Origin of the sequence: Klebsiella huaxiensis, from assembly GCF_003261575.2 — a bacterium.
In the GTDB taxonomy this organism is placed as follows: domain Bacteria; phylum Pseudomonadota; class Gammaproteobacteria; order Enterobacterales; family Enterobacteriaceae; genus Klebsiella; species Klebsiella huaxiensis.
The window spans coordinates 4,263,929-4,290,513 of sequence record NZ_CP036175.1; the positions used below are offsets into that span (position 1 = coordinate 4,263,929).

20 protein-coding genes and 1 pseudogene are annotated in these 26,585 nt (G+C 57.8%); 8 read left to right on the top strand and 13 right to left on the bottom strand.

Going from position 1 to position 26,585, the window contains the following annotated elements:
* The first annotated feature begins 118 nt into the window (after positions 1-118).
* On the top strand, positions 119-1,456 hold the full coding sequence (locus DA718_RS20425) for an MFS transporter (RefSeq protein ID WP_112214575.1): 1,338 nt from the start codon (positions 119-121) through the stop codon (positions 1,454-1,456).
* Between the two features lie 33 nt (positions 1,457-1,489).
* Here DA718_RS20425 and DA718_RS20430 read toward each other — a convergent pair whose 3' ends face one another.
* The 7 genes from DA718_RS20430 to entC form a co-directional block, all read right to left on the bottom strand.
* The gene (locus DA718_RS20430) at positions 1,490-1,687 is read right to left on the bottom strand and encodes a YbdD/YjiX family protein (RefSeq protein WP_004130340.1); all 198 of its coding nucleotides are present in this window, start codon (positions 1,685-1,687) and stop codon (positions 1,490-1,492) included.
* Positions 1,688-1,742: 55 nt separating this feature from the next.
* Positions 1,743-3,848, bottom strand: coding sequence for a pyruvate/proton symporter CstA (cstA, locus tag DA718_RS20435; protein WP_112214576.1), 2,106 nt, complete (start codon positions 3,846-3,848; stop codon positions 1,743-1,745).
* A 354-nt stretch (positions 3,849-4,202) separates the two neighbouring features.
* Positions 4,203-4,616, bottom strand: coding sequence for a proofreading thioesterase EntH (entH, locus tag DA718_RS20440; protein ID WP_112214577.1), 414 nt, complete (start codon positions 4,614-4,616; stop codon positions 4,203-4,205).
* Complete coding sequence (gene entA, locus DA718_RS20445) at positions 4,617-5,372, bottom strand: 2,3-dihydro-2,3-dihydroxybenzoate dehydrogenase EntA (RefSeq protein WP_112214578.1); 756 nt, start codon at positions 5,370-5,372, stop codon at positions 4,617-4,619.
* Positions 5,372-6,223 carry an enterobactin biosynthesis bifunctional isochorismatase/aryl carrier protein EntB gene (gene entB / locus DA718_RS20450; RefSeq protein ID WP_112214579.1) on the bottom strand — a complete coding sequence of 284 codons (852 nt, stop codon included), beginning with the start codon at positions 6,221-6,223 and terminating at the stop codon, positions 5,372-5,374. Before entB ends, entA begins: the two co-directional genes overlap by 1 nt.
* Before the next feature lie 13 nt (positions 6,224-6,236).
* The gene (gene entE, locus DA718_RS20455; RefSeq protein ID WP_112214580.1) at positions 6,237-7,844 is read right to left on the bottom strand and encodes a (2,3-dihydroxybenzoyl)adenylate synthase EntE; all 1,608 of its coding nucleotides are present in this window, start codon (positions 7,842-7,844) and stop codon (positions 6,237-6,239) included.
* 9 nt (positions 7,845-7,853) lie between these two features.
* A complete protein-coding gene (entC, locus tag DA718_RS20460) occupies positions 7,854-9,029 on the bottom strand; it encodes an isochorismate synthase EntC (protein ID WP_112214581.1) in 1,176 nt (391 codons plus the stop codon).
* Between the two features lie 377 nt (positions 9,030-9,406).
* Here entC and fepB point away from each other — a divergent pair, with 377 nt between their 5' ends.
* Together fepB and DA718_RS20470 are read left to right on the top strand one after the other, a co-directional pair.
* A complete protein-coding gene (gene fepB, locus DA718_RS20465) occupies positions 9,407-10,366 on the top strand; it encodes a Fe2+-enterobactin ABC transporter substrate-binding protein (protein WP_112214582.1) in 960 nt (319 codons plus the stop codon).
* Between the two features lie 285 nt (positions 10,367-10,651).
* Positions 10,652-10,780, top strand: a pseudogene (locus tag DA718_RS20470) (hypothetical protein); the annotation flags it as partial.
* 188 nt (positions 10,781-10,968) lie between these two features.
* On the opposite strand, the gene entS reads toward DA718_RS20470, so the two are convergent.
* The gene (entS, locus tag DA718_RS20475; RefSeq protein ID WP_112214583.1) at positions 10,969-12,210 is read right to left on the bottom strand and encodes an enterobactin transporter EntS; all 1,242 of its coding nucleotides are present in this window, start codon (positions 12,208-12,210) and stop codon (positions 10,969-10,971) included.
* A 112-nt stretch (positions 12,211-12,322) separates the two neighbouring features.
* Here entS and fepD point away from each other — a divergent pair, with 112 nt between their 5' ends.
* The 3 genes from fepD to fepC are packed head-to-tail and all read left to right on the top strand — an operon-like array spanning position 12,323 to position 15,110.
* Positions 12,323-13,330 (top strand): Fe(3+)-siderophore ABC transporter permease, encoded by a 1,008-nt coding sequence (gene fepD / locus DA718_RS20480; RefSeq protein WP_112214584.1) that lies wholly within the window; start codon positions 12,323-12,325, stop codon positions 13,328-13,330.
* Positions 13,327-14,319: an iron-enterobactin ABC transporter permease gene (gene fepG, locus DA718_RS20485; RefSeq protein WP_167492807.1), complete on the top strand. Its 993-nt coding sequence runs from the start codon at positions 13,327-13,329 to the stop codon at positions 14,317-14,319. The genes fepD and fepG overlap by 4 nt, the downstream gene beginning before the upstream one ends.
* Positions 14,316-15,110, top strand: coding sequence for an iron-enterobactin ABC transporter ATP-binding protein (gene fepC / locus DA718_RS20490; protein ID WP_112214585.1), 795 nt, complete (start codon positions 14,316-14,318; stop codon positions 15,108-15,110). The genes fepG and fepC overlap by 4 nt, the downstream gene beginning before the upstream one ends.
* A 765-nt stretch (positions 15,111-15,875) precedes the next feature.
* On the opposite strand, the gene entF is transcribed toward fepC, so the two are convergent.
* The 3 genes from entF to fes are packed head-to-tail and all read right to left on the bottom strand — an operon-like array spanning position 15,876 to position 21,198.
* Positions 15,876-19,757: an enterobactin non-ribosomal peptide synthetase EntF gene (gene entF, locus DA718_RS20495; RefSeq protein ID WP_112217243.1), complete on the bottom strand. Its 3,882-nt coding sequence runs from the start codon at positions 19,755-19,757 to the stop codon at positions 15,876-15,878.
* 10 nt (positions 19,758-19,767) lie between these two features.
* Complete coding sequence (locus tag DA718_RS20500) at positions 19,768-19,971, bottom strand: MbtH family protein (RefSeq protein ID WP_112217244.1); 204 nt, start codon at positions 19,969-19,971, stop codon at positions 19,768-19,770.
* Positions 19,972-19,998: 27 nt separating this feature from the next.
* Positions 19,999-21,198, bottom strand: coding sequence for an enterochelin esterase (fes, locus tag DA718_RS20505; RefSeq protein WP_112217245.1), 1,200 nt, complete (start codon positions 21,196-21,198; stop codon positions 19,999-20,001).
* A gap of 416 nt (positions 21,199-21,614) precedes the next feature.
* Here fes and DA718_RS20510 point away from each other — a divergent pair, with 416 nt between their 5' ends.
* Complete coding sequence (locus DA718_RS20510) at positions 21,615-23,870, top strand: TonB-dependent siderophore receptor (RefSeq protein WP_112217246.1); 2,256 nt, start codon at positions 21,615-21,617, stop codon at positions 23,868-23,870.
* 69 nt (positions 23,871-23,939) lie between these two features.
* Entirely contained in the window at positions 23,940-24,563 is a 624-nt protein-coding gene (gene entD, locus DA718_RS20515; protein WP_112217247.1) for an enterobactin synthase subunit EntD, read from the top strand.
* Positions 24,564-24,619: 56 nt separating this feature from the next.
* Here entD and DA718_RS20520 read toward each other — a convergent pair whose 3' ends face one another.
* Together DA718_RS20520 and DA718_RS20525 are read right to left on the bottom strand one after the other, a co-directional pair.
* A complete protein-coding gene (locus DA718_RS20520) occupies positions 24,620-25,555 on the bottom strand; it encodes a transketolase family protein (protein ID WP_112217248.1) in 936 nt (311 codons plus the stop codon).
* Complete coding sequence (locus DA718_RS20525) at positions 25,548-26,378, bottom strand: transketolase (protein WP_112217249.1); 831 nt, start codon at positions 26,376-26,378, stop codon at positions 25,548-25,550. Before DA718_RS20525 ends, DA718_RS20520 begins: the two co-directional genes overlap by 8 nt.
* Positions 26,379-26,585: the final 207 nt, after the last annotated feature.

Below are 26,585 nucleotides of genomic sequence, written 5' to 3' on the forward strand. Positions count from 1 at the left end.
ACAAACTAACACCTCAAAATGCGCTTATTTTTATTGTGGTAGATACCAATTTAATGATATTACTTTTAATGAACTGCGGCGACGCCTCAAACACTCTCGTATCAGGACATGTGAGACTATGAAACTATCAATCGGGGAAAAGATCGGCTTTGGTGCTGGCGATATGGCTATCGCTATCGTCATGATGTCGATGGCGATGATTATTACCTATTTCTATACGGACGTTTACGGCTTGACTCCTGGCGATTTGGGAATTTTGCTGATTGGCGTACGCTTTATCGATGCGGTGATCGACCCGTTGATTGGCATGATGACCGACAAAACAGAGAGTCGCTGGGGAAGATACCGTCCGTATCTGCTTTTTTTCTCTATCCCCTTCGGGATAACCATCTGGATGATGTTCACCACGCCAGATTTTGACTACACTGGCAAGCTGATCTGGGCCTGGGGCTCCTACATCGCGCTGACGCTAACCTATACGTTTATCTCAATCCCTTACGTTTCACTCATCGGCGTCATCACCGACGATCCTAAAGAACGTCTGAGCGCCAACAGCTATCGCTTTGTGATGACCAAAATCGCCATGTTTTTAGTCACCATCATCGTTCCCATGGCGGCGCTGTACTTTGGCAAAAACAACCTGGCCAGCGGCTACCAGCTGGCGATGGGCTCCATGGGGATTGTGTCGACGCTGTTGTGTATTTGCTGTTTCTTCAGCGTAAAAGAGCGCATTACGCATAAAACCGAGCACATCCACTTTCCGACTCAGTTCAAGAATCTGATGAAGAATGACCAGTGGTTGATCCTCGGCGTATCAATAGCGTTAATCATGTTTGGCGGCATCGTGCGTAACTCGGTTGCGGCTTATTACGCCAAGTACTATCTGCACGGCGGCAATGAGCTGATTTCACCATTCCTGACCACCGGGGTCGTGGCGTCCGTTACGGCGATGCTGCTGGCCGGGACCATTACCCGCTATTACGACAAAATCAAAATGTTCCGTTACACCCAGTTGCTGACCTTCGTCGCTGGGGTTGCCATGTACTTCGTCGTTGGCGAGCAGAACATTTATCTGGCATTTGTTTTCTTCTTCATCATTACGCTATTGGGTGATATGCAGCTTCCGGTGTACTGGGCATCAATTGCAGAAGCAGTGGACTATGGTGAGGTGAAAACCGGTACCCGCGTTTCCGGACTGGCATTTGGCGGGATCCTATTCTTCCAGAAACTGGGAATGGGGTTAGCGGGCGGATTTATCGGCTTTTCGCTGAGCTTCTTCGGTTATCAGGCAGATGTCGAACAGTCGCCGTCATCGTTGCTGGGTATCACCCTGATGATGACTCTGATCCCGTCCGTGTTTAACCTGATTGTCGGTCTGTTTATGAAAAAATACGTGATTAACGATAAGTACTATGAAGGAATAAAACAGAAGCTGGCGCAGGGTGAGATGGCCTGAAAGGAAGGTCTCCAGTCTTCGGAGACCTCTCATTTAGCAGCACTTCGCCCCACCTTTGCCGCCGTAGCGCGCATCCTGGCGTTCACGGAAAAACTCTTCGTAGGTCATCGGCGTCTGCTCGGGATGCGTGGCGCGAATGTGTTCGACGTAATTGTCGTAATCCGGCACGCCGATCATCATTTTCGCCGCCTGACCTAAATATTTTCCTGCTTTCGAAAGGGTATCAAACATTTTCAACTCTCATCATCGCCCCCCTTTACACAAAGGAGGGCGATATCGTTATGCCTTAGTGGGCGCGTTTGGCCTGAGTCACCAGGTTGTCTGCATCAGCAGGCATCGCCTGGTAAGGAGTCTCTTTCGCCGTCGGTTTGTCCTCTTTCAGCGCCGCCAGCGCGGTTTTAATTGAGAACAGCGCCAGCACCACCACCACTACCATAAAGAAGATGGTCAGACCGGCATCCAGACGATTATTAAACACCAGCTGCGCCAGCTGAGATTCGGTGTACTGCGGCGGGATGTTGCCGCTGTCAATCATCGCCTGGAACTTATTGGCAATCGCCAGGAAACCGACTTTGGTATCGATACTGAACGACTTCTGCCAGCCCGCCGTCAGGGTACAAATCAGCAGCCAGGAGGTCGGCAGCAGCGCCACCCACGCATAGCGCTGGCGTTTCATCTTAAACAGTACCACCGCACAGAGCATCAGCGCCATCCCTGCCAGCATCTGATTGGCGATACCAAACAGCGGCCACAGGGTGTTGATGCCGCCGAGCGGGTCGACCACGCCCTGATGCAGGAAGTAACCCCACGCCAGTACGCATAGCCCGGTCGCCAGCAGGTTAGCCGGAAGCGAACTGGTTTTCTTCAGCCCCGGGCTTATCACTCCCAGCAGATCCTGAAGCATAAAGCGCGCTGCACGCGTTCCCGCATCCACCGCGGTCAGAATAAACAGCGCCTCAAACAAAATCGCGAAGTGATACCAGAACGAGACGTCCATTAGACCGCCCAGCGAGCCGTGCAGGATGTAGGCCATCCCCACCGCTAGCGTCGGCGCTCCGCCCGCACGGGAGATAATCGACTGCTCGCCCACTTCTTTAGCAATCTGGCTGAGGGTATCAGGCGTGATGGTAAAGCCCCAACTGCTCACCACCTGCGCCGCTGACGCCACCACATCGGTGACGCCCGCCGGAGCCAGTACCGCCATCGGGCTATTCATGGCGAAGTAGACGCCCGGGTCGATAATACAGGCAGCCACCAGCGCCATAATCGCCACGAAGGACTCCATGAGCATGCCGCCGTAGCCGATAAAGCAGGCCTGACCTTCATTGGCCAGCATTTTCGGCGTGGTACCGGAGGCGATTAGGGCATGGAAGCCGGAGACCGCGCCGCAGGCGATAGTGATAAACAGGAACGGGAACATACTGCCGCTCCAGACCGGACCGGTACCATCAATAAACTTGGTCAGCGCCGGCATGGTCAGCGTCGGACGCATAATCAGGATACCGATTGCCAGACCAACGATAGTGCCGATTTTGAGGAAAGTGGAGAGGTAATCGCGCGGAGCCAGCAGCAGCCACACCGGCAGAACGGCGGCGATAAAACCGTAGCCCACCAGGATCCACGTGAGCTGCACGCCGGTATAGTCAAACCACGGCGCCCAGGTCGGGCTTTCCGCTACCCAGCCGCCGGAAATGATGGCAAATACCAGCATCACCAGGCCAATGACCGACACTTCGCCAATGCGTCCGGGGCGCAAATAGCGAATATAGATCCCCATGAAAATCGCCAGCGGAATGGTGAAGGCCACGGTGTAGGTGCCCCACGGGCTGTGGGTCAACGCTTTCACCACGATCATCGCCAGTACCGCGAGGATAATCACCATGATCATAAAACAGGCCACCAGCGCCAGTACCCCGGCGGTGGGGCCCATCTCCTCTTTGACCAACTCACCGAGCGAACGTCCGTCGCGGCGGGTAGAGACGAACAGCACCATAAAGTCCTGTACCGCCCCGGCCAGCACCACGCCCGCGAGGATCCAGATCATCCCCGGCAGGTAGCCCATTTGCGCTGCCAGCACCGGACCAACCAGCGGCCCTGCCCCGGCAATTGCCGCAAAATGGTGGCCGAACAGCACTTTCTTATCGGTCGGGACATAGTCGAGACCGTCGTTGTGACGCACCGCCGGCGTCATCCGCGTCGGGTCAACTCCCAGCACGTTTTTTGCGATATACAGGCCATAGAAACGATAGGCGATCAGATACACGCAGACTGCCGCGACGACAATCCATAGCGCGTTAATCTGTTCACCCCGGTTTAGCGCGATATAACCAAGGGCAAAGGCTCCGATAACGGAGAGCAGTGTCCAGATGAGGTATTTCCCTGAATTATTCATCATTGTGTTCCACAGGTAGGGTAATCAGGATGTTACAATTTGTTTCTAGAACACAATATAGATTTTAACAACTTAGAAACGATGCAGATGTCGTCTGACGGCAAGGATTTGTCTCACATTGCTAGCGAGATCACTTCTGGCAGGAAAATGAATGAAAACGGAGAAGGATAATCTGCGTCTGCATCATGGTGATTCCCGGAGGCGGCGCTCAACGCGCCTGTCCGGGCTACCCGACCGCAGGCAATTGTAAACTCGTAGCCCGGTCAGCACAGCGCCACCGGGAAAAATGCAGACGATAGTGAACCCGTAGCCCGGCGAAGGCGTTCACGCCGCAAGCCGGGAACAGGCGTTCCCTCAGCCGAGGACTGACGTCCCTAGCCGACAGGTACAGCAGCGCCGGCCCCGCTCGTCAAATACGGCAATCTCCCAGCTCTGGCCCTGGCGTCCGAGGTGCAGCGGACGGCACTCGCCGCGCACTTTGCCGCTGGAAACCGCCCGGTGATGGGTGGCATTGAGCTCGGTCCCCACCACGCACTGCCCCTCTTCGGTCATCAGCCACCCGGCCATGGAGCCGAGGGTTTCCGCCAGCGCCGCGGATGCGCCTCCGTGTAACAAGCCAAAAGGCTGATGAGTACGGCCGTCGACCGGCATTTCGGCCTCCAGCACGCCCTCCTCAATTCGGGTATAGACGATACCCAGATGCGCCACCATCGTATTCGCGCTGGTCGCATTAAGCTCATCCAGCGTCAGCTGACGTTTCCAGGCCATTTATGCCCCCAGCGTCGAGCCGCCGTCCACCACGATATCCTGTAGCGTGATATGGCTGGCGTGGGCGGAAGCGAGGAACAGAATCGTGTTGGCAATTTCCTGCGGGCGGGCAATTTTCCCTAGCGGAATGCCCAGCTTAAACTGCTCGCCAAAGCCGCGAATACGCTGCTGTTCAGCATCGTCGCTGACCCACAGCGTCCGCTGCATATCGGTATCGGTCGAGCCAGGAGAGACCAGATTACAGCGCACGCCGCTGCCCGCCAGCTCCAGACCGACGGTCAATGCCAGGCTCTTCAGCGCCGCTTTCGAAGCACCGTAAGCGCTCATGCCGATACGCGGGGTATGTGCGGCGTCGGAAGCCACGGTGACAATCGCTCCGCCCTTCTGGCGGCGGAACTGCGCCATCGTCTGCTGAAACAGGTTAAACGCCCCGCCGACGTTGACGGCAAAGGTCTGCTGCCAGTCTTCCAGACTCAGCGTATCGGTCGCCCCCATGCGCAAAATTCCGGCAGCGTTGACCAGCACATCCAGTCGCTCGATGTTATCCAGCAGGCGGCCGCAGACCTGCGCCACCTGCTGCGCGTCGGCAACGTTCAGCGTCTCGGTAGCAAAGGGGTAGTTTTCGCCGTCAAACGCCAGATCAAAACCGGTTACCATCGCCCCGGCTTCAACAAACGCCAGCGCGGTCGCATAACCGATACCTTTGCCCGCGCCGGTTACCCACACGGTCTGGCCGTGAAAATCTAATCCAGACATTATTTCACCTCGCGGGAAAGCAGCGTCCACCAGGCATCAATGGTCGGATTTTTCGCCAGTACCACGAAATCGATATCGCCGTGCACTTTACGCCAGCGGGCGGCTAGCGCCATCATGCGCACCGAATCCAGACCGTAGTCGATCAGATTTTCATCATCCATTGGCTCGTCGGATTCATCCAGCAGCGGCAACACCAGCGCGCGCAGCGCGGCTTTCGACGCCGGTAGCGGCAGCAGCTCTTCGGTCATCACCACCCGACCGGAGCGACCCGCGACGTATTTCAGCGCCATCAGGTGCTCTTCACGACTAAAATCAGCCAGCGCATCGGCGACGAAGAACGGCTTTATATCGCGCATAAACGCATCGGTCGCCGTCGTCATACAGCCGATATGAGCGTAAACACCGGTAATGATCAGCTGATCGCGACCGGCTTCTTTCAGCATCTCTTCCAGCGGCGAACGATGGAACGCACTGTAGCGCCACTTCACCAGCACGGTGTCGTTGTCGTCCGGCGCCAGCGCGGCGATCACCTGCTGCTGTTCCGGAGAGCGGGTAAGGCCCGGACCCCACATATCGTTCAGCAGCGCGCGGTCTTCATCGCTCTGCTCTTTCGGCTGTGCGGTGTAAAACACCGGAATGTTATTCTGTTTGCAGAAATCGCGCAGGGCAGCAATGTTGGCCACCACTTTCTCCATCATCGCGCTGTTTTCGCCCCAGAAATTGAGGAAATATTCCTGCATATCATGGATCAACAGCGCGGCACGGGACGGCTCAAATGCCCAGCTCACTTTGTTCGCCGGGATATCGCTGGCTTCCGGCAGCGCGTAAGCCTGTAATTTAGGAATTGCCATTCTGTCTTCTCCTTCAGCCCAGCTTGCGTTCAGCCAGCCACTGACGTAATTGTTTTTTATCGACTTTGCCCACCGGCGTCAGCGGCAGCGCGTCAACGCACTCCACGCGGTCCGGAAGTTTAAATTCTGCGACCCCTTGTTCGCGCAGGAAGCGGCGTACCGCCACCGCGCGCAGAGGCTCTTTCACTACCAGATACGCACAGCTCTTTTCGCCCAACAGGCTGTCTTCCATGCTGACCAGCGCAACGTGGATCACCGCAGGATGGCGCAGCAGCAGGTTTTCGATCTCTTCCGCCGCGATCTTTTCACCGCCGCGGTTGATCTGATCTTTTTCCCGACCCTGCACAGTGATGTAACCGTCCTCGTCGATCGAAATCAGATCGCCCGAGCAGTAGAAACCGTCGGCATCAAACGCTTCGGCATTGTGCTGCGGGCTTTTGTAGTAGCCGCGGAAGGTATAGGGACCACGGGTCATCAGACGCCCCACTTCACCGCGCGGCAGCGGATTGCCATCGGCATCGGCCACCCACACTTCATCATCCGGGCACATCGGGCAGCCCTGGGTGTTGATAATGCGATCCGGGCTGTCGTTGAGGCGGGTGTAGTTCACCAACCCTTCAGCCATGCCGAAGACCTGCTGAAGCTGGCAACCAATTTCCGCCGGAATACGGGCGGCCAGCGTCGCGGACAGGCGCGCTCCGCCAACCTGCAACAACCGCAACGATTGCAATTGGGTATTACTGCCGGAATCATGGATCTCCTGTAGCCACAGGCTCACCGCAGGCGGCACCAGCGAGGTCAGGTTAATCTGATGTTTTTCGATCAGCGGGAAGCACAGCGTCGCGCTCGGATCATGCGCCAGCACCACTACGCCACCGGCGAGGAACACGCCTAATGAACCCGGCGAACTCATCGCGTAATTGTGAGCAGCGGGAAGCGCGTTCAGATAGCGCGTTTCGGCGCTCACGCCGCACAGCTCATTGCTGCGGCGAATGCTGTAGTCATAATCGTTATGCGTGCGCGGGATCAGCTTCGGCGTGCCGGTGCTGCCGCCGGAAAGCTGGAAAAACGCCACTTCATCGGCAGGCGTCGGATTCGCCACGAAATTATCGGCCGGCTGTTCGATGGCCGCCGTCAGGCTCTGCTCGCCGTTATCGTTCAGCAGCAGCGCCACGCGTACCGACGGATGCTGCTCAACAAAAGCGTTAAGAAAAGCATCATCAGCAAACAGCGCGTGTTCACGATCGGCAATCAACAAAGCGGGTTCAATCTGCGTGGCGTAGGCGTTCAGCTCGCTGCGCTGATGGCTGAAAAGCGCGTTGACCGGCGCAACGCCGATACGCAATAGCGCAAACAGCGTAATGTAAAACTCGGCAACGTTACCTAGCTGTACCAGCGCCGTTTCGCCGCGCTTCAGGCCCTGACGTTGCAGCGAAGAACCGAGGTTATCCACCCGGCGGTTGAATTCACGGTAGCTATAGATTTTGTCGCCATCGATAATAGCGGCGGCATCATTTTCCGCATGGCGGGTAATCAGATTGGTGAGCGGCAGATCCTGCCAGTAACCTTTTTGCCGATAGCGGGCCGCGAAATCTTCCGGCCAGCGGTTAAACTCGATCATCATAGTCCCTTATTGCAAGCCGAATACGTTCAGCATGGTAGTCAGTTTGACGCCGGTTTCGCGCCACTCGCCCAGCGGCGAAGAGGCCGGAACGATACCTGCGCCGGCAAATAGCCGCAGGGTGCGCTGATGCAAGCGCGCGCAGCGGATTGTCACCACCCACTCGCCGTTGCCTTCGTCATCACACCAGCCGACAATGCCGCCGAACAGCTGGCGGTCAAATGGCTCCAGTTCGTTAATCAGGCGTTTCGCCACCTGATGCGGGAAGCCGCTCAGCGCCGGGGTCGGATGCAGCAGACAGGCCAGCGACATGGCGTTTTCTGTTGCCAGCGCGGTGCCCTGGATCTGCGTTGCCAGATGCCACAGGGTCGGCGTCGTAATCAGTTGTGGGGAGTCCGGCAGGGAAAGCTCGCTGCTGCGCGGCGTTAATACGGCTTTCATCGCCTGGGTGACCAGGTCGTGCTCATGGCGGTCTTTTGCCGACGCCAGCAGCTTATGCCCCGCTTCGCGATCCAGCACATCATCTGGCTGACGGCGGGCCGAACCGGCCAGCGGCACCGAGCTAAAATGCGCCCCTTCTTTACGCAGCAGCAGTTCCGGGCTGGCGCCCAACAGCACGCCGCCGTCTGATAACGGCACGTGAAAATTAAAGCTGGCCGGGTTCTGGGCGATCAGCCGTTCAAGCAGCGCACCGCTATCAACCCGTTCGCGAGTGGTGATATCGATCAGGCGCGACAGGACAACTTTGTCCACTTCCGGCGTTGCGGTTAGAGCCGCAGCGCGCTCAACCATCGCCATAAAGGTGTCCTGCTCGGGGATCTCCTGGCGCTGAACAACATCCATCGGCGTTTGGTTTGATGCATAACGCGCGGAGTGCTGTTTTTCAGTGCGGGAAAACGCTTCCCAGCGCTCGGGGATAAACAGCTCGGACGGCTCATTGGTGTCGAACGGGATAGCGCCAACCATTACCGGCTTTGCAATCCCCGCAGCCCGCGCGGCTTTAAACGCGGCCGCCATTTTGCGCTGGAACTCCCCGTCCAGGTTATCGCCATCGGCGGCAGGGTGCGAAAAACGACTAAAGCAGCCAGATGTTCTGAAACTGCGGTACGGCGACATAAAGAAGAAGCTTTCCGGCGGCAGGGTCATTTTTTTCTCCCGAACATCCTCAGCCAAAGACGTTTCCATATCATCCTCCAAAAAACGATAAAGATATTACGAATAATTATCATTTATATTTTGGTTGGCTAACCTAAAAGGTATTGCTCTACATGTCAACCGTACAGGTAGCATGTTGTGCTACTTATACCCGTCATACTTCAAGTTGCAGGTGTGTTGGCAGCGTTCGCTCACCCGAATCACTTACTACAGTAAGCTCATCGGGATTCGTTCACTTGCCGCGTTACTCGGCCTACGGCCTCGCCCCTGCGGGGCCAGCGCAAGCGCTGTTCAAAGCACAAGTGCTTTGTCCTGCAACTCGAATTATTAGGGTATAGACTTGCATCCACGCGGCGCAAAGCTGAAAATGAGAAGCATTTATCACAACTTAATCAGGATGCGAATACGTGAATTTCTCCACTTTTTGCCGCCGTACTCTCCTCGCCAGCGGTCTGGCGCTTTTAGGAATTAGCTCAGCGCTGGCGGCAGACTGGCCGCGACAGATTACCGACAGCCGCGGAACGCATACGCTGGAAAGCCAGCCGCTGCGCATTGTCTCCACCAGCGTAACGCTGACCGGCTCGCTGCTGGCGATTGACGCGCCGGTGGTCGCCAGCGGGGCCACCACGCCGAATAACCGTGTCGCCGATGGCCAGGGGTTTTTGCGCCAGTGGAGTGATGTAGCGAAAGCGCGCAAGCTGGCGCGACTTTATATTGGCGAACCGAGCGCTGAGGCCGTCGCTGCCCAAATGCCGGACCTGATACTGATTAGCGCCACCGGCGGCGATTCGGCGATGACGCTCTACGATCAGCTTTCAACCATCGCCCCGACGCTCATCATTAACTACGATGATAAAAGCTGGCAGGCGCTGCTGACCCAGTTAGGCAATATCACCGGCCATGAAAAACAGGCGGCGGAACGAATTGCTGAATTCGATAAACAGCTGGCGGCGCTAAAAGAAAAAATGAAGCTGCCGCCGCAGCCGGTCACCGCGCTGGTCTACACCGCAGCGGCTCATAGCGCCAATATCTGGACCAAAGAATCCGCTCAGGGGCAGATGCTCGAACAGCTGGGCTTTACCCTCGCCGACCTGCCCGCCGGGCTACATGCCAGCCAGAGCCAGGGAAAACGCCATGATATTGTGCAGTTGGGTGGGGAGAATTTAGCCGCCGGGCTTAACGGCAAGAGCCTGTTCCTGTTCGCCGGAGATCAAAAAGACGCCGATGCCATTTACGCCAACCCTCTGCTGTCGCATCTGCCTGCGGTTGAAGGCAAACGCGTTTATCCGCTGGGGACCGAAACCTTCCGCCTTGATTACTACAGCGCCCTGCTGGTACTGCAACGGTTATCAACGCTCTTTGGTTAACATCATCGTCCCGGCGCATGCCGCCGGGATATCATAAGGCGTCATTTCCAACATCATCTATTTGTTATAAAAGCACTTTATTATTTATATCCAGCCCAAACACCTCATCGCCATACTCTTTCCTCAGCCGAAATATCATCGTTTTTTGTGTTGTTAGGACCAAGACAACGAATAGACAGAACCGTCAGTAAACCATGCGCCAAAAGCGGCTATTGAACTGATGCTCCCACGTTCGTTTTTCCAGCGAAAAATCGTCCAATGAAGATACAAGACGACCTGAGCTACAGCTGGGGCTCTTTCGAAACCGTGAGCTGGAAAGGCCATAACTACCAGGTGAAATGGTGGTCTACGGGCGACCAGCCGGACACGAACTGCGGTCAGGGCGCGGTCTGGACCGACCTCGGCGCATACTAAGCGTTAACCCTCACCGACGATTGATAACAGGCCCCGAAGCCATTCGGGGCTTTTTATTATCGCTATTCTCGCCTCTCCGTTATTTTTCCCGGTGGCGCTGCGCTGACCGGGCTACGGGTTCACCGCCGTCTGCCGGTCAGGCAGCCCGGACAGGCGCAACGCGCCGCCTCCGGGAAAACCCAGCGTATTTAACTTTCGCTGACCACTTCCGGTCGCTGAAAACGGCGCAGTTCGCGCAACAGTCCTACCAGCACCACGCCAACAATCACCAGCGCCCAGCCGCTGGCGCTCGCCGAAGCCACCGGCGTCAGGATCGCGCCCAAGCCGCCGAGCAGCGCCGCGCCTATCGCATCGCCGGTCACGTTTTGCGCGGTCCACAAGCCGTTGATGCGCCCGAGCATGTTTTCCGGGGTTTGCGTCTGAATCAGCGTATATTGCAGCAGCGAGCTAATTGCGCTCAGCCAGCCAAACAGCGCCAGGCACAGCGCCCCCAGCTCCCACATGGGCATCAGGCTGAACAGCGCAATCGCTACAAACGAGCCGACGGTAGTTACCAGCATCAGCACGCCGGGTTTCGCCGTTTGCGCCAGCTGTCCACTGGTCAGCGCCCCCAGCGCTGCGCCCAGAGGGATCGCGGCATACAGCAGACCAATTTGCGATGCCGACATCTGCCAGCTTCCGGCCAACGCCGGATAGAGTACGCGCACCGCGCTGGCCATCGTCAGCAAACCGCCGAGCAACGCAATGCCGCCGATAAGCGGGCTATTAAAGAGAAACGTCACTCCCGCCTTTAACGATTTAAGCGGATGTTCACGCGGCTGCGGAGGCGGCGCTAACTGCGGTAAACGCAGCAGCGTCAGAGTGGTAATAAAGGTCCCAGCCGCCGCCAGACCGTAGTTCCAGGCGACCCCACCGGTGGCCAGCAGCAGGCCACCGATCATCGGAGAAATCACCGAGCCCAGGCGCACCGTCAGCATAGTGATCGCCCCCGCCTGCATCAGGTTCTCCCGCCCGACCAGCGCCGGAGTCGCCGCCAGCAGCGCAGTCACGCCAATGGAGGCAAACAGGCCGTCCCAGATTCCCAGCAGATAGATAGCAATTAGCGACGGCTCCGGCAGCATGGCATTCAGGCACAGGCCGACGAAGCCAATCCCGCAGGTACCGCGCGCCAGCAGAATCAGGCGTTTGCGCTCATAGCGGTCGGCCAGCACGCCGCCGATCATCAGACCGACAAACATCGAACCGCCGGTTAAGGTCACCGACAGCCCAACCTGCCAGGTCGAGTGGGTCATCATCTGGATTTGTACCGGGATCGCCACGCCCAGCAGGCCAAGCGACAGAATTGAGATAAAGCGGGCGATAAAGACGGCGCGAAAGGCCGGATGAGTTTTCAGCAAGCTGAGATTCAGCAGCCAGGATTGTCGGTTCATGACAGCGCCTTGTTATTATTTTCCATACCATTTTTATGGGTGCACATGCTAACATAACTGGATAGAATCGATAACGATAATTACTATCATTATCATGTCAGGGATGTAAGCCATGTCGTCTTCCACGACTGCGGTGCGCGCCTTTGCCGTACCGGGTCTTTTAATCGTTTTAATCATTGCTATTGCGCTCAGCCTGCTGATTGGTGCCAAACCCCTGCCGTTTAGCGTCGTTGTCGATGCCTTCACCGGCACCTGCCAGAGCGCCGATTGCACCATTGTCCTTGATGCCCGACTGCCGCGAACCCTCGCTGGACTGCTGGCGGGTGCCGCGCTGGGTCTGGCTGGGGCACTGATGCAAACGCTCACCCGTAATCCGCTTGCCGATCCGGGGATCCTCGGCGTTAACTCCGGGGCTAGTTTCGCCATCGTGCTGGGCGCGGCGCTATTTGGCATTTCATCACCGCAGGAGCAGTTGCTGATGGCCTTTTGCGGCGCGTTCGGCGCATCACTGCTGGTGGCCTTTACCGGCAGCCAGGGCGGCGGTCAGCTTAGCCCGGTCCGCCTGACGCTCGCGGGAGTCGCCCTGGCGGCGGTACTCGAAGGACTCTCCAGCGGTATTGCCTTGCTTAACCCCGACGTCTACGATCAGCTGCGCTTCTGGCAAGCGGGTTCACTGGACGTGCGCACGCTGCAAACCCTGAAAATCGTCCTGATTCCGGTCATTATCGCCGGGCTGGTCACGCTGCTGCTCAGCCGGGCATTAAATAGCCTGAGCCTCGGCAACGATACGGCAACCGCCCTAGGCAGCCGGGTCGCACGCACTCAACTGATTGGTCTGCTGGCGATTACCGTCCTGTGCGGTAGCGCCACGGCGGTGGTTGGGCCAATTGCCTTTATCGGCCTGATGATGCCGCATATGGCCCGCTGGCTGGTGGGAGCCGATCATCGCTGGTCGCTGCCGGTCACCCTACTGGCCACCCCTGCCCTGCTCTTGTTTGCCGATGTGCTTGGCCGCCTGCTGGTTCCCGGCGAGCTTCGTGTATCGGTGGTCAGCGCCTTTATCGGCGCGCCGGTTCTGATCTGGCTGGTGCGCCGCCAGCCGCGCGGAGGTGGGATGTGATTGCCCCTTCTCGCCGCCTGATTTTTAGCTGCCTGCTTCTGGTGATCGCCAGCGTGCTGGTCTCCCTGTGGGGGCTCGGCACCGGTCTGGTACCGTTAAGCGTTGAGCAAGTTATCTCCGCGCTGATTGGCGATGCGCCGCGCAACGTCACCATGGTGGTGACCGAGTGGCGTCTGCCGCGCGTGCTGATGGCGCTGCTGATCGGCGCCGCGCTCGGCGTCAGCGGGGCGATTTTCCAGTCTCTCACCCGCAACCCGCTGGGCAGCCCGGACGTCATGGGCTTTAACACCGGCGCCTGGAGCGGCGTGCTGGTGGCGATGGTGATGTTCGGCCAGAACCTGGCGGCTATCGCCATGGCGGCAATGGTTGGCGGTATCCTCACCGCGCTGGTGGTCTGGCTGCTGGCCTGGCGCAACGGCATTGAGACCTTTCGCCTGATTATTATCGGCATCGGCATCCGCGCCATGCTGGTGGCGTTTAACACCTGGCTGTTGCTGCGCGCCTCGCTGGAAACCGCACTCTCTGCCGGATTATGGTACGCCGGTTCCCTTAACGGCCTGACCTGGGGCAAAACCTGGCCCTCTGCGCCGCTGATTCTGCTGATGCTGGTTTTTGCCGCGCTGCTGGCGCGACGCATGCGGCTACTGGAGATGGGCGACGATACCGCCTGCGCGCTGGGCGTGCGGGTTGAGCGTTCGCGCCTGCTGATGATGCTGGTCGGGGTGGTGCTCACCGCCGCCGCCACCGCGCTTGCCGGGCCGATTTCGTTTATCGCCCTGGTGGCCCCGCATATCGCGCGCCGCCTTAGCGGTACCGCTTGCTGGGGCCTGGCTCAGTCCGCGTTGTGCGGCGCGCTGGTGCTGGCACTCTCTGACTACTGTGCTCAGCGCCTGTTTATGCCTTATCAGTTACCGGTGGGTGTGATGACCGTCAGCCTCGGCGGCATCTACCTCATTGGGTTATTAATTCAGGAGTCCCGCAAAAAATGACCGCTGTAACCTCCCGTTTGCGCGGCGACCAGTTGACCCTGGCGTACGGCAAAAAGACCATCGCCGAATCGCTGAACGTGACCATTCCCGATGGACATTTTACCGCCATTATTGGTCCTAACGGCTGCGGTAAATCGACGCTGCTGCGCACCCTGAGTCGTCTGATGACGCCCACCAGCGGCCACGTCTGGCTCGACGGCGAGCAGATCCAGCATTACGCCAGCAAAGAGGTGGCTAAACGGATCGGCCTGCTGGCGCAGAATGCCACTACGCCTGGCGATATCACCGTTCAGGAGCTGGTGGCTCGCGGGCGCTATCCGCACCAACCGATGTTTACTCGTTGGCGCAAAGAGGATGAAGAGGCGGTCAGCAAGGCGATGAAAGCCACCGGGATCACCGACCTGGCGCTGCAAAGCGTCGATACGCTCTCCGGCGGCCAGCGTCAGCGGGCGTGGATCGCCATGGTGCTGGCGCAGGAAACGGCAATTATGCTGTTGGATGAACCGACCACCTGGCTCGATATCAGCCATCAGATCGATCTGCTGGAGCTGCTGAGCGAGCTGAATCGGGAGAAGGGATATACGCTGGCGGCGGTGCTGCATGACCTGAACCAGGCCTGCCGCTATGCCACCCATTTGATTGCCCTGCGCGATGGCAAAATCGTCGCCGAGGGCGCGCCGAAAGAGATTGTCAGCGCGGAGCTTATCGAGAGGATTTACGGCCTGCGCTGTACGATCATTGAAGATCCGGTGGCGCATACGCCGCTGGTGGTACCGCTCGGTCGAAAGTAGATATTCCCGGCTCGCGCTGTGCTTAGCCGGGAAATATGCCAGGTCTGAAATCCTCTGCGGCTTGCTTCCCCGGTGGCGCTTCGCTGACCGGGCTACGGGTTCACAGCCGTCTGTGGGTCGGGTAGCCCGGACAGGCGCGTCTAGCGCCGCCTCCGGGAAATGTGCCAGGTCTGAAATCCTCTGCGGTTTGCTTCCCCGGTGGCGCTTCGCTGACCGGGCTACGGGTTCACAGCCGTCTGCAGGTCGGGTAGCCCGGACAGGTGCGTCTAGCTTCACCCCCGGGAAATGTGCCAGGTCTGAAATCCTCTGCGGTTTGCTTCCCCGGTGGCGCTTCGCTGACCGGGCTACGGGTTCACAGCCGTCTGCGGGTCGGGTAGCCCGGACAGGCGCGTCAAGCGCCGCCTCCGGGAAATATGCCAGGTCTGAAATCCTCTGCGGCTTGCTTCCCCGGTGGCGCTTCGCTGACCGGGCTACGGGTTCACAGCCGTCTGCGGGTCGGGTAGCCCGGACAGGCGCGTCTAGCGCCGCCTTCGGGAAATGTGCCAGATCTGAAATGCTCTGCGGTTTGCTTCCCCGGTGGCGCTTCGCTGACCGGGCTACGGGTTCACCACCATCTGCGGGTCGGGTAGCCCGGACAGGCGCGTCAAGCGCCGCCTCCGGGAAATGTGCCAGGTCTGAAATCCTCTGCGGTTTGCTTCCCCGGTGGCGCTTCGCTGACCGGGCTACGGGTTCACCACCATCTGCAACCCGGGAGTTCATCTATCCCTACCCCAATATCTCCCTGACTACCGGGCCAATCTCCTCAAAGGCCTGCGGAGAGATAATATCCACATGGGCGCAATCCTGGCTAAAGACCTCCAGCTCACCAACCCACGGTCCCCAGACCACCTGCGGATCCATACCCGCCTGACGAGTTCTCTCCGCGACGAACAGCGTCGCCTTACCGTCAAACTTCGCGCTGTGCGCGGTGGTCAGCAGACGTACTGCATCGGCGTAGTTACCTTCGATAACGCTGAATAGCTCGCCGGAAGCCTGCCCTTGTTGAGCAGCAAGAAACGCCTCGCGTTCGCGGGCGATCTCCGCCAGCACCTCGGGATCCAGACCGTTAGCCTCCTTCTCCGCCCAGTTCTGCGTTTCCGGCGGCCAGGTATCCAGCAGCCCGAGGAACGCCACCGCTTCGCCGCGCTGGCGTAAACGGGCGGCAATGCCCTGCGCCAGCGTGCCGCCGAGCGAATAACCGAACAGGTAATACGGGCCGTGCGGCTGCTGTTGAAGCAGGGTTTGCAGATGATGCTCGCAGACCGCATCCAGATCCGCCGCCGTCGCCATTGGTCCCCGCGGTCGCGGCGACTGAATGCCGGTGATAGACCAGCGCGGGCTTAAATAACGCGCCAGCACGCTGAACTGCCAGGCAAAACCGGAAGCAGGATGGAAGCAAAACAGCGTCGGGCCATCGCTCGCGCGCAGCGGCAGGATCGTGTCGAAGCCCAGGCGCTGCGCCTGCTCATCGCTGAGATCCGAAGCCAGCAGCGTGCTCAGCTTGCCAACTGTCGAGGCGACCATTACCTGCCCCGGCGTTACCTGACGTTCCAGCTCGCGGCTCAGCTGCGCCGCCAGACGCATCGCCAGCAGCGAATGGCCGCCGAGGGCGAAGAAATCAGCTTCAATATCGTTTACTTCGCAACCCAGCAGCTGACTGAATGCCACTGCCACAGTGCTTTCAATCCCCGGCTCCGGCGGACGGCCGCTGCGCTCGCGGTTTAGCGTTGGCAGCGGCAGCGCTTTGCGATCCAGCTTGCCGTTGGCGCTCAGCGGCAGCTCCGGTAATTGAATCAGCACTACCGGCACCATATGCGGCGGCAGTTGTTCCCCCAGCCGCGCTTTGAGCGCGGCGGTATCCAGCGGCAGGCCGGATTCAGAAACCAGATAACCCACCAATTGGCGAGCATCGCCGCCGGTCGCCGCCGCCTGGTTGAAAACGCAGGCATGAGTCACCGCCTGCGCGACGTCCGGCAACTCCGACATCACGCGATCGATTTCGCCAAGCTCAATACGCTGACCGCGTATTTTCAGCTGATCGTCGCTGCGCCCGAGATACTCTACCGCGCCGTTTTCCAGCCAGCATGCGACATCCCCAGTGCGATACATACGCTCACCCGCCGCATAAGGGTCGGCAATAAAGCGGCTGGCGGTTAAATCAGGACGCCCCAGGTAGCCCTGCGCCAGCTGAATTCCGGTCAGGTAGAGATCTCCCGCCACGCCCGGCGGTACCGGGCGCATGGACGCATCCAGAATACGCAAACCGGTATTCCAAACCGGCCAGCCAATCGGCACGCTGGCGCCGGTCACCGCCGCCAGCTCAGGCCCGCAGGCCGGATACCAGCTGACGTCCACTGCCGCTTCCGTCGGGCCGTACAGGTTATGCAATGGCGCTCCGGTCAGCGACTCCCACTCCCGGCACAGCGCCGTCGGCAGCGCTTCACCACTGCAGAATACCCGCCGCAGAGTTTGACAGGAGGCGACATTTTCCGCATCCAGCGAAGCAACGAACGCCGCCAGCATTGACGGCACAAAGTGGGTCGTGGTCACGCCATAGCGGGCAAAGAACTGCTGCATCGCCAGCGGGTCGCGATGAGCCTCCGGCTCGGCCATCACCAGTTGCGCACCGGCAATAAACGGCCACCAGAACTCCCAAACCGAGACATCAAAACTGCACGGCGTTTTCTGCGCCACCACATCATCAGCACAGAGCGGATAGTGGTTCTGCATCCACAGCAGGCGGTTGACGATGGCGGTTTGCCCGACCATCACGCCTTTCGGTCGCCCGGTAGAGCCGGAAGTGAAAATGATATACGCGGTATGCTCAGGCTGAGAAATAGCCAACGGTGCGACATCGCTCGCTTCCAGCGGCTGCTGGTAGCAGAGGCTTTCCAGGTTGGGGATATCGCTAAAGCGCGCCAACTGATCCTCAGAAGTAATCAGTAGCGAGGGACGCGCATCTTCCAGCATCATCCGCAGACGATCGTCAGGATAGCCCGTATCCAGCGGCAGCCACGCGGCCCCGGCTTCGACAATGCCGTGCAGCGCCAGGGTCAGGAATACCGAACGCGGCAGCGCCACCGCCACGCTATCGCCCGGTTTAACCCCGCGCGCGCGCAGCAATTGCGCCAACGCCACCACCTGCTGGCGCATCTCTTTGTAGCTAAACTGCCAGTTGGCATCCGCCAGCGCCGGGGCATCCGGGGTTTTCGCCGCCTGCTCCGCCACCAGCGCGCTTAGCGTAGTGGAAGGCAGAGCAATGCCGGTATTGTTGACCTGCTCCAGTTGCGTTATTTCCGCCGCCGATAGCATATTCGCGTCGCCACAGCGCAGGCCAGGATGGTCAGCAAACTGCGTCAGCAGCGCGGATAGCCGGGCGATATGCCCGCGCAGCGTCTGTTCATCGTAACGCTGTTTGTTAGCCAGAATCTCCAGCGACAGGCCACCCGCTTCGTCCGGGAACAGTGCCAGCTCCAGATCGTTGACCGGGCCGGTGGCCAACGTATGGGTCGTCGCCTGCACGCCTTCGATATCAAGCTGGTAGTCGAAAACTTTGATATTGAGCACCGGGCCAAACAGCGGCTCATCGCCCGCCGCCTTGCCGCTGTCGCGGACGATCTGTTCGGCATCGTAGCGCTGATGGCGGCGCATTTTTTTCAGCTGCCCGGCAAGGCGCGTTGCCAGCTCGGGCAACGTTTCCTGCGTGTCAATATTGACCGCCAGCGGCAGGACGTTCAGCACCGGCCCGGTAGCGGTTAACGCCGCAGATCCCATGCGGCGCATAAAGATAAAGCCCGCCGCGTAATCCATTCGGCTGCACAGTCTCCCCAACCACAGGGTGGTCAGCGCCAGCGCCAGATCCGCACGCTGACACTGCGGAGCGCTCGCTGCCAGACGGCTAAAGACGCCAGAATCGACCTCCAGCTTTATGCGCCAGATATCGGTGCCGCTCGCTCTTCCCGCCAGCGGGACGGCAGACAGCGAAGCCGGAGAAGGTAGCGCTTTACGCTGCTCCTGCCAGAACTGTTTGTCGCGCTGCCAGGCGTCGCTACTGTAGTAGCGTTGATACTCTTCCACGACTTCCGCAAAGGGAGTAAACGGCGAGGCAGGCGTTTCTTCACCCCGCTGCCAGGCGCGATAAATTGCAGCGATCTGGCGAGTAATCGCCGGGAAACTGAAGCCATCGACCAGCAAATGGTGATAACGCTGATACCAGTACCATCGATTATCTCCTACCCGTAACAGCTGATGGCAGACCAGCGGATTGCCGCCGTCTACGCGCAGATTCTGCCCGAGATCGGCCTGCATTAACGCCATCGCGGCGGCGTGCGGGTCGCTCGCAGTGCGCAGATCCTGATAATCCGGTTCGGCAAACACATGAGTTTCATCGACCCACTGCCAGGCTTCACCGTTATCTTCACAAAACCGCATGCTAAGGGTGTCGGCCTGCGACAGCCCGGTGACAATCGCCCGCCCGAGCAGGTCCGGGTCAATCTCACCGTGCAGTTCTACATAGTGAGCGACGCTCCATGCGCCGGGCAGCGTCGAGAGGCGCTCCGCCATCCAGATCCCCGGCTGTGCCGCTACCAGCGGTAAACGAGTGGTCATGATCGACTCCTTAGGACGCATGGTGCGCGGGGGTGAGGGTTGACCAGTTTGCTGCCAGCCAGGTGTTGCACGCGTCCAACGACTGCGGAGAACACTCTACCGTCCAGCCCTCCGGCAACGCGCAGTGGTGCGGCCACAGGCTGAACTGCTGTTGGTCATTGCGCAGAATGTAAAACTGCCCTTGCGGATTGTCGAAGGGGTTACTGAATTGCATGTCAAATTCCTCGTAAAGCGCGCTTTGCTACTCTTCGCGGCATAAAGGCTGCCACAGCTGGATAAGTCCCGCCGTCAGCCCGCCGCGCCAGCAAAGCGCATCATGCCCGCCGTCAACCTGACGCCAGAAAATCGTCTGCTGTTCCAGATGCGCAAGAAGCGCCTGGCTTGCATGAAAAATGATCGGCTCGCGAATACCGGCTTCCAGCCAGATTCGCAGCCCTTGCGGATGTAATTCGCCGCGGCTTAGCCGGTCAATCAGCAGGCCCGTCTGCGCCCCGCCGCGATGTGGCCACCAGTAAGAGCCGGACTGACTGAGCACGCAACCAAAGCGCTGCGGCCAGTAGAGCGCGGCGAACATGGCGGCCAGGCCGCCAAAGCTCTGGCCAGCCACCACGGTTCGGTCAGCGCGATCGCTGAAAGGGGCCATCTGACGAACTAACGGCAGCAGCTCTTCCTGAACCGCCAGCCAGAACGCTTCATTGCAGGGAAGCTCTTCGGCACGATGCTGATTATCAATCACGTCAATCAGCAGATAAACCGCCTGCGGTAGCCGCTTTTCGCGGGTTAAACCCGCCAGCGGCGACCATATCGGCATGCTTTCGGCCCAGAACTGGCCATCAAGCAGAATCGCCAGAGGGCGCTCTTGCGGATTCACATCACCGGTAGCGTAAACCCAGATCCGTCGCGTATTGCCGAGGCGCTGACTCTGCCACTCAATGCAGACCGGCGGCTGATAAGGTTCATCGCGCAGCGCCCAGCCCGGTTGTTCCGGGGCTTCAGGCAGCTCCAGCGCAGACACCGCATGACCGCGGCCGCCCTTCCAGCTTTGTGGATTGAGCGGGTCGGAGATCGCGCGCGGCAGCAGTTTGCGCCAGCCTTCGCGCAGCAGCGTGCGGTCCGGGCTATCGCCGTTAAAAAGCTGGGGGGAAAAGTCGTCGTCGCGCGCGGAAGGCACAAAGCAGTAGCTGCCACGCCAGGCGGGAGAAAGCGTGGTTTGCCAGCACCAGGCATCGGTACCGGGAATGCGTTGCAGCGTTTGCGGCACGGAATTCTTATGGTGATCAGTCACGCCGGTGATATAAATCCACACCCGCTGGATTGCCGAAGACGTTTCATTGCCTGCCGGATCGCGCCACCAGAAGGTCACCCGGTACTCGCCATCCACGGACTCAATCTGCGGACCGGAGATACTTCGCCACCAGTCGTCACTTCCTGTCTTTTGCATTCCTTTTTCAACCTTATGTTTATCGTGACATTTATCAACAAACGTATCAATAAACGCAATATTTATTGATAATATTATTGATAACTATTTTCATTTGCAATAGCGTATTAGCGCGCTGTGGGAAGCGCGTCTTTCAAAATTAAACATGTCAGAGATGGCTTATTTAGAGCCAGGACAGCAGGCGTCATTGTTGCCGGCAGTTTGAACACGGACAGCGCGGAGAACCCGGAGCGTACATAGAGTACGCGAGGAGTACGAGCACTGCCCAGGTTCAAACTGGCAAATAAAATAGCCTGCTGCCGGGTTCTTAGTCAGCGACGGAGTGCGTATGCCCTCTACTGGCAACATTGATACCACCTCCCCTCCCGCTGGGAAGGGCCTTTTGGGGAAGGTGGCGACGAAAAGCAGGATTTACAATGAATAACAGGATCAAATCCCTGGCCTTACTGGTCAATCTGGGAATCTACGGGGCTGCCTTTCCGCTGAGCGCGGCGGAAACCACCTCTGATAGCAAAACCGCCACCGCTGATGAAACCATGGTCGTCACCGCCGCCGAGCAGAACCTTCAGGCTCCCGGTGTATCGACTATTACCGCCGATGAAATTCGTAAACGCCCGCCTGCACGCGACGTATCCGAAATTATCCGCACCATGCCGGGCGTTAACCTGACCGGTAACTCCACCAGCGGCCAGCGCGGCAACAACCGCCAGATTGATATTCGCGGCATGGGCCCGGAAAACACCCTGATCCTGATTGACGGCAAACCCGTCACCAGCCGCAACTCCGTGCGCCAGGGCTGGCGCGGCGAGCGCGATACCCGCGGTGATACCGGCTGGGTTCCGCCAGAAATGATCGAACGCATTGAAGTCCTGCGCGGCCCGGCTGCCGCACGCTACGGTAACGGCGCGGCGGGCGGTGTCGTGAATATCATCACCAAAAAAGGCGGCGATGAGTGGCACGGTTCATGGGACACATATTTCAATGTACCAGAACATAAAGATGAAGGTTCCACCAAACGAACCAATTTTAGTCTTAATGGGCCGATGGGTGGGGATTTCAGCTTCCGGTTGTACGGCAACCTAGATAAAACCCAAGCCGACGCATGGGATATCAACCAAGGGCATCAATCTGCACGAGCAGGAACTTATTCCACTACACTCCCTGCTGGGCGAGAAGGTGTGATTAATAAAGATATCAATGGTTCCGTCCGTTGGGATTTCGCTCCAATGCAGTCTCTAGAGTTTGAGGCTGGCTATAGTCGCCAGGGCAATCTGTACGCGGGAGATACCCAGAACACTAACTCTGACGCGTATACTCGCTCCAAATACGGCGATGAAACAAATCGTATGTATCGCCAAAACTATTCTTTGACATGGAATGGTGGCTGGAATAACGGAGTTACAACCAGTAACTGGGTACAATATGAACACACGCGTAACACGCGAATTCCTGAAGGACTCGCCGGGGGGACAGAAGGCAAGTTCAATGAAAAAGCCAGCGAATCTTTTGTTGATACCGATCTTGATGACGTTATGCTGCACAGTGAAATCAGCATACCTTTCGACCTTTTGGTGAACCAAAATCTGACGCTTGGAACTGAATGGAACCAACAGCGGATGAAAGACTTGAGCTCCAATAGTCAGCCGCTAACCGGTAACAATACTGGCGGTGCGATTCCCGGCGTAGATTCAACAAATCGCAGCCCATACTCAAAAGCAGAAATTTTTTCTCTGTTTGCAGAGAACAATATGGAAGTAACCGAGAGCACCATGCTAACTCCGGCGCTGCGCTTCGATCACCATAGCATCGTTGGTAATAACTGGAGCCCGTCACTAAATCTGTCTCAAGGTCTGGGCGATGACTTTACTCTGAAAATGGGTATCGCTCGCGCTTATAAAGCACCAAGTCTATACCAGACCAACCCAAACTATATTTTATACAGTAAGGGCCAAGGCTGTTATGCCAGTGCCGGTGGCTGCTATCTACAAGGTAATGATGATCTGAAGGCCGAAACCAGCATCAATAAAGAAATCGGTCTTGAGTTTAAACGTGATGGTTGGCTGTCTGGCATTACTTGGTTCCGTAACGATTACCGGAATAAAATTGAAGCGGGCTATGCTCCCATTGACAAAAATGACAGTGGAACCGATCTGTATCAGTGGGAGAATGTGCCAAAAGCCGTTGTTGAAGGCCTTGAGGGGACATTAAACGTACCGGTAAGTGAAACGGTGAACTGGACCAATAACATCACCTATATGCTGAAAAGCGAGAACAAAACAACCGGCGATCGCTTATCGATTGTTCCAGAGTATACGTTGAATTCGACCCTTAGCTGGCAGGCTCGTGATGACCTTTCAGTACAATCCACCTTTACTTGGTACGGTAAACAACAACCCAAAAAATACAACTACAAAGGACAACCCGCAGTTGGTCCAGAAACTGCTGAAGTTAGCCCTTATAGCATCGTTGGCCTAAGCGCGACGTGGGATCTAACCAAAAATGTCAGCCTGACCGGCGGCGTGGATAATGTCTTTGATAAGCGTCAGTGGCGCGCAGGTAACGCACAAACAACTGGCGATCTTGCAGGTGCAAACTACATAGCTGGCGCAGGCGCGTACACCTACAACGAACCGGGCCGTACCTGGTATATGAGCGTCAATACTCACTTCTGATTGCTCAGCTTGATCTCCTCCGCCCTCTTCTCATAGAGGGCGGACGGGAGAATCTGTTAACATCCCGCGATGAAAATCCAACACTCAAACATTCAGCTTGCCGGTCACTCGCTTCAGCGGATAGATTTCGACCCGGCGACCTTTCAACCTGAAGATCTGTTCTGGCTCCCGCATCACGCCCTGCTAACCGACTGTGCCCGCAAGCGGCAGACCGAACATCTTGCCGGGCGTATTGCGGCGGCTTATGCGCTACGGGAAGTGGGCGAAAAAGACGTTCCTGCCATTGGCGACCAACGCCAGCCCCTTTGGCCCGTCCCGTGGTACGGCAGCATCAGCCACAGCAAACAGACGGCGCTGGCAGTAGTTTCTGCTGGGCCGGTCGGCATTGATATCGAGAGGATCATGACGCCTTCGCTGGCGGCAGATTTGGAAAGTAGCATCGTCAATGCTGAGGAAAAAACGCTGCTGGATGCCAGCGGACTACCGTTTGAGCTGGCGCTGACGCTGGCGTTTTCGGCGAAAGAGAGCGTGTTTAAGGCCTGCCATGCGAACGTGCAGGCCGGGAGGGGTTTTACCGATTTTGAGTTGATGTATATAAAGGAAGGAATTTTGCTTCTTCGGCTATCCGCTAAAGAGTTTAGGCTGCAATGGATTAAGGCCGGAGAGTTTGTTATTACGCTATGTTCGTCATAAAAACAAAAACCCGCGCGGTTATCCACACGGGTTATCAGTGCACAGCCAGGATAAAATCAGCGCATCTTCTGCGCCAGTTCAGCAATAGAGGCCGCATCAAAACCGTGGTGTTTGCGTAGCCAGCCTCGATCCGCCGCCGCCGCATACTCACCGTCAGGAATACCCAAACGCTTGAGCTTAACACCGACGCCCGCTTCCGCCAGCACTTCCGCCACCAGGCTACCCAGCCCGCCGTTGACGTTATGCTCTTCCACCGTAATCACCGCTTTGCACGGTTTCAGCGCTGCCAGCAGCGCGGCGGTATCGCAAGGGCGGATTGAAGGCACGCTCACCACTTTAGCCTTGATTCCTGCATCGGCCAGAATCTGCGCCGCATCGACAATTTCATGCACCGTAGAGCCAGTTGCTACCAGCGCGATATCTTCGCCTTCGCGCAGCGTCACTACCGCACCGGGCACAAACTGATAATTTTCGTCGTGCAGCTCCGGCAGCGCCTTGCCGTCAAGGCGAATATACACCGGGCCCTGATAGCCAATAGCGTAATCGATAATCTGCCGACATTCGCGCGGTGAAGAAGGGGCAAAAATCTGGATATTGCCGAAGCCGCGCATCACCGCCAGATCGTCAATCGCATGGTGAGTACTCGCCAGCGGACCGTAGCTGGCCCCGGCGTTGAGGCCGAACAGCTTAACGTTGGTGTTGTTGTAGCAAACATCGACTTTAATTTGTTCATTGGCGCGGGAAATCAGGAACGGCGCGGCGTTACAGGTCACCGCAACTTTGCCGCCCAGCGCCAGACCGGCAGCCGTGCCGACCATACTCTGCTCTGCGATACCCACGTTAACCAGGCGGCCAGGGAATTGTTTAATAAACGGGGCGATTTTTGCCGTCGAGGTTGAGTCCGCTACCACCGGCACCAGATCAACACCGCTTTCAACTGCATCAATAAAAGCCTGAACCATCACGCTCGCCAGGTGTTCTGCATTACTCATCTTTCAGTTCCTCCAGTGCCAGTGCAATTTCTTCGCCTTTCGGTACCCGGTGGTGCCATTCCGGACGCCCCTGGATAAAGGAAATACCGGCACCTTTCGTGGTGTTGGCAATAACAACGTTCGGTTTACCTTCCTGTTTCAGCCCTTCCAGGGTCGCCACCACCGACGCCATGTCGTTACCCTGGCACTCGGTGACCGTCATACCAAAGGCTTTCCATTTATCGGCCAGCGGATCGGTATTCATGATTTCACGGGTCGGCCCAGCCAGCTGAAGGTTGTTCTTGTCGTTAATGATGACGAGGTTATCAAGCCCATAGTGCGCCGCGGCCAGAGCCGCTTCCCAGTTGCTGCCTTCAGCCAGTTCGCCATCGCCGGTAATTAAAAAGATGCGGCGGGAGCTATTGCTTTTCTTCGCAGCCAGCGCCAGCCCCACCGCAACAGGCAAACCGTGGCCTAGCGCGCCGGTGTTGAGTTCGATACCCGGCGTTTTTTGACGTACAGGGTGGCCAGGAAGATGAGAGTTGGCATGCTGATAGGTATCCAGCCAGTCAACGGGGAAGAAACCCGCTTCGGCCAACACGCAGTAGTAGCAACCCACCGCGTGGCCTTTTGACTGAATGTAGATATCACGCTGATCGTCAGCAATACGGTCCGGCGCAACGTTCATAATGCGGAAGTAGAGCGCGGTGATCAGCTCAACCTGAGACAGGTCGGCTCCGGTGTGCCCGCCTGCAGGGCTATTGGCATTCAATCTGACGATATGGCGACGAACGGCGCGGGCTTTACGCTCAAGTGCCTGGACATCATAGCTATAGGGATTCATTTAATACCTCTGAATTTATTTTCAACTTGGAATATTTATTCCGTCAGGGACTAAAAAAACCAGACATCCCCAGGCAACGCATCGCAAGGCTTCCGCCGCTGCATCATACTCAGGAACATTCTGCCTCCTTACCACCAGGCATATTTGCGCCTGGGTACTTTTCAGTTGACCTGGAATCGCCATGAATATATATTCAATACCGATTCT

Coding starts and splice junctions, on each gene's coding strand:
- DA718_RS20510 (WP_112217246.1), top strand. CDS start 21,615: ATGAATAACAGGATCAAATCCCTGGCCTTACTGGTCAATCTGGGAATC.
- cstA (WP_112214576.1), bottom strand. CDS start 3,848: ATGAATAATTCAGGGAAATACCTCATCTGGACACTGCTCTCCGTTATC.
- entS (WP_112214583.1), bottom strand. CDS start 12,210: ATGAACCGACAATCCTGGCTGCTGAATCTCAGCTTGCTGAAAACTCAT.
- entD (WP_112217247.1), top strand. CDS start 23,940: ATGAAAATCCAACACTCAAACATTCAGCTTGCCGGTCACTCGCTTCAG.
- fepC (WP_112214585.1), top strand. CDS start 14,316: ATGACCGCTGTAACCTCCCGTTTGCGCGGCGACCAGTTGACCCTGGCG.
- fes (WP_112217245.1), bottom strand. CDS start 21,198: ATGCAAAAGACAGGAAGTGACGACTGGTGGCGAAGTATCTCCGGTCCG.
- DA718_RS20500 (WP_112217244.1), bottom strand. CDS start 19,971: ATGCAATTCAGTAACCCCTTCGACAATCCGCAAGGGCAGTTTTACATT.
- entA (WP_112214578.1), bottom strand. CDS start 5,372: ATGTCTGGATTAGATTTTCACGGCCAGACCGTGTGGGTAACCGGCGCG.
- fepD (WP_112214584.1), top strand. CDS start 12,323: ATGTCGTCTTCCACGACTGCGGTGCGCGCCTTTGCCGTACCGGGTCTT.
- entF (WP_112217243.1), bottom strand. CDS start 19,757: ATGACCACTCGTTTACCGCTGGTAGCGGCACAGCCGGGGATCTGGATG.
- entH (WP_112214577.1), bottom strand. CDS start 4,616: ATGGCCTGGAAACGTCAGCTGACGCTGGATGAGCTTAATGCGACCAGC.
- DA718_RS20430 (WP_004130340.1), bottom strand. CDS start 1,687: ATGTTTGATACCCTTTCGAAAGCAGGAAAATATTTAGGTCAGGCGGCG.
- DA718_RS20520 (WP_112217248.1), bottom strand. CDS start 25,555: ATGAGTAATGCAGAACACCTGGCGAGCGTGATGGTTCAGGCTTTTATT.
- DA718_RS20525 (WP_112217249.1), bottom strand. CDS start 26,378: ATGAATCCCTATAGCTATGATGTCCAGGCACTTGAGCGTAAAGCCCGC.
- entE (WP_112214580.1), bottom strand. CDS start 7,844: ATGATCGAGTTTAACCGCTGGCCGGAAGATTTCGCGGCCCGCTATCGG.
- DA718_RS20425 (WP_112214575.1), top strand. CDS start 119: ATGAAACTATCAATCGGGGAAAAGATCGGCTTTGGTGCTGGCGATATG.
- entB (WP_112214579.1), bottom strand. CDS start 6,223: ATGGCAATTCCTAAATTACAGGCTTACGCGCTGCCGGAAGCCAGCGAT.
- entC (WP_112214581.1), bottom strand. CDS start 9,029: ATGGAAACGTCTTTGGCTGAGGATGTTCGGGAGAAAAAAATGACCCTG.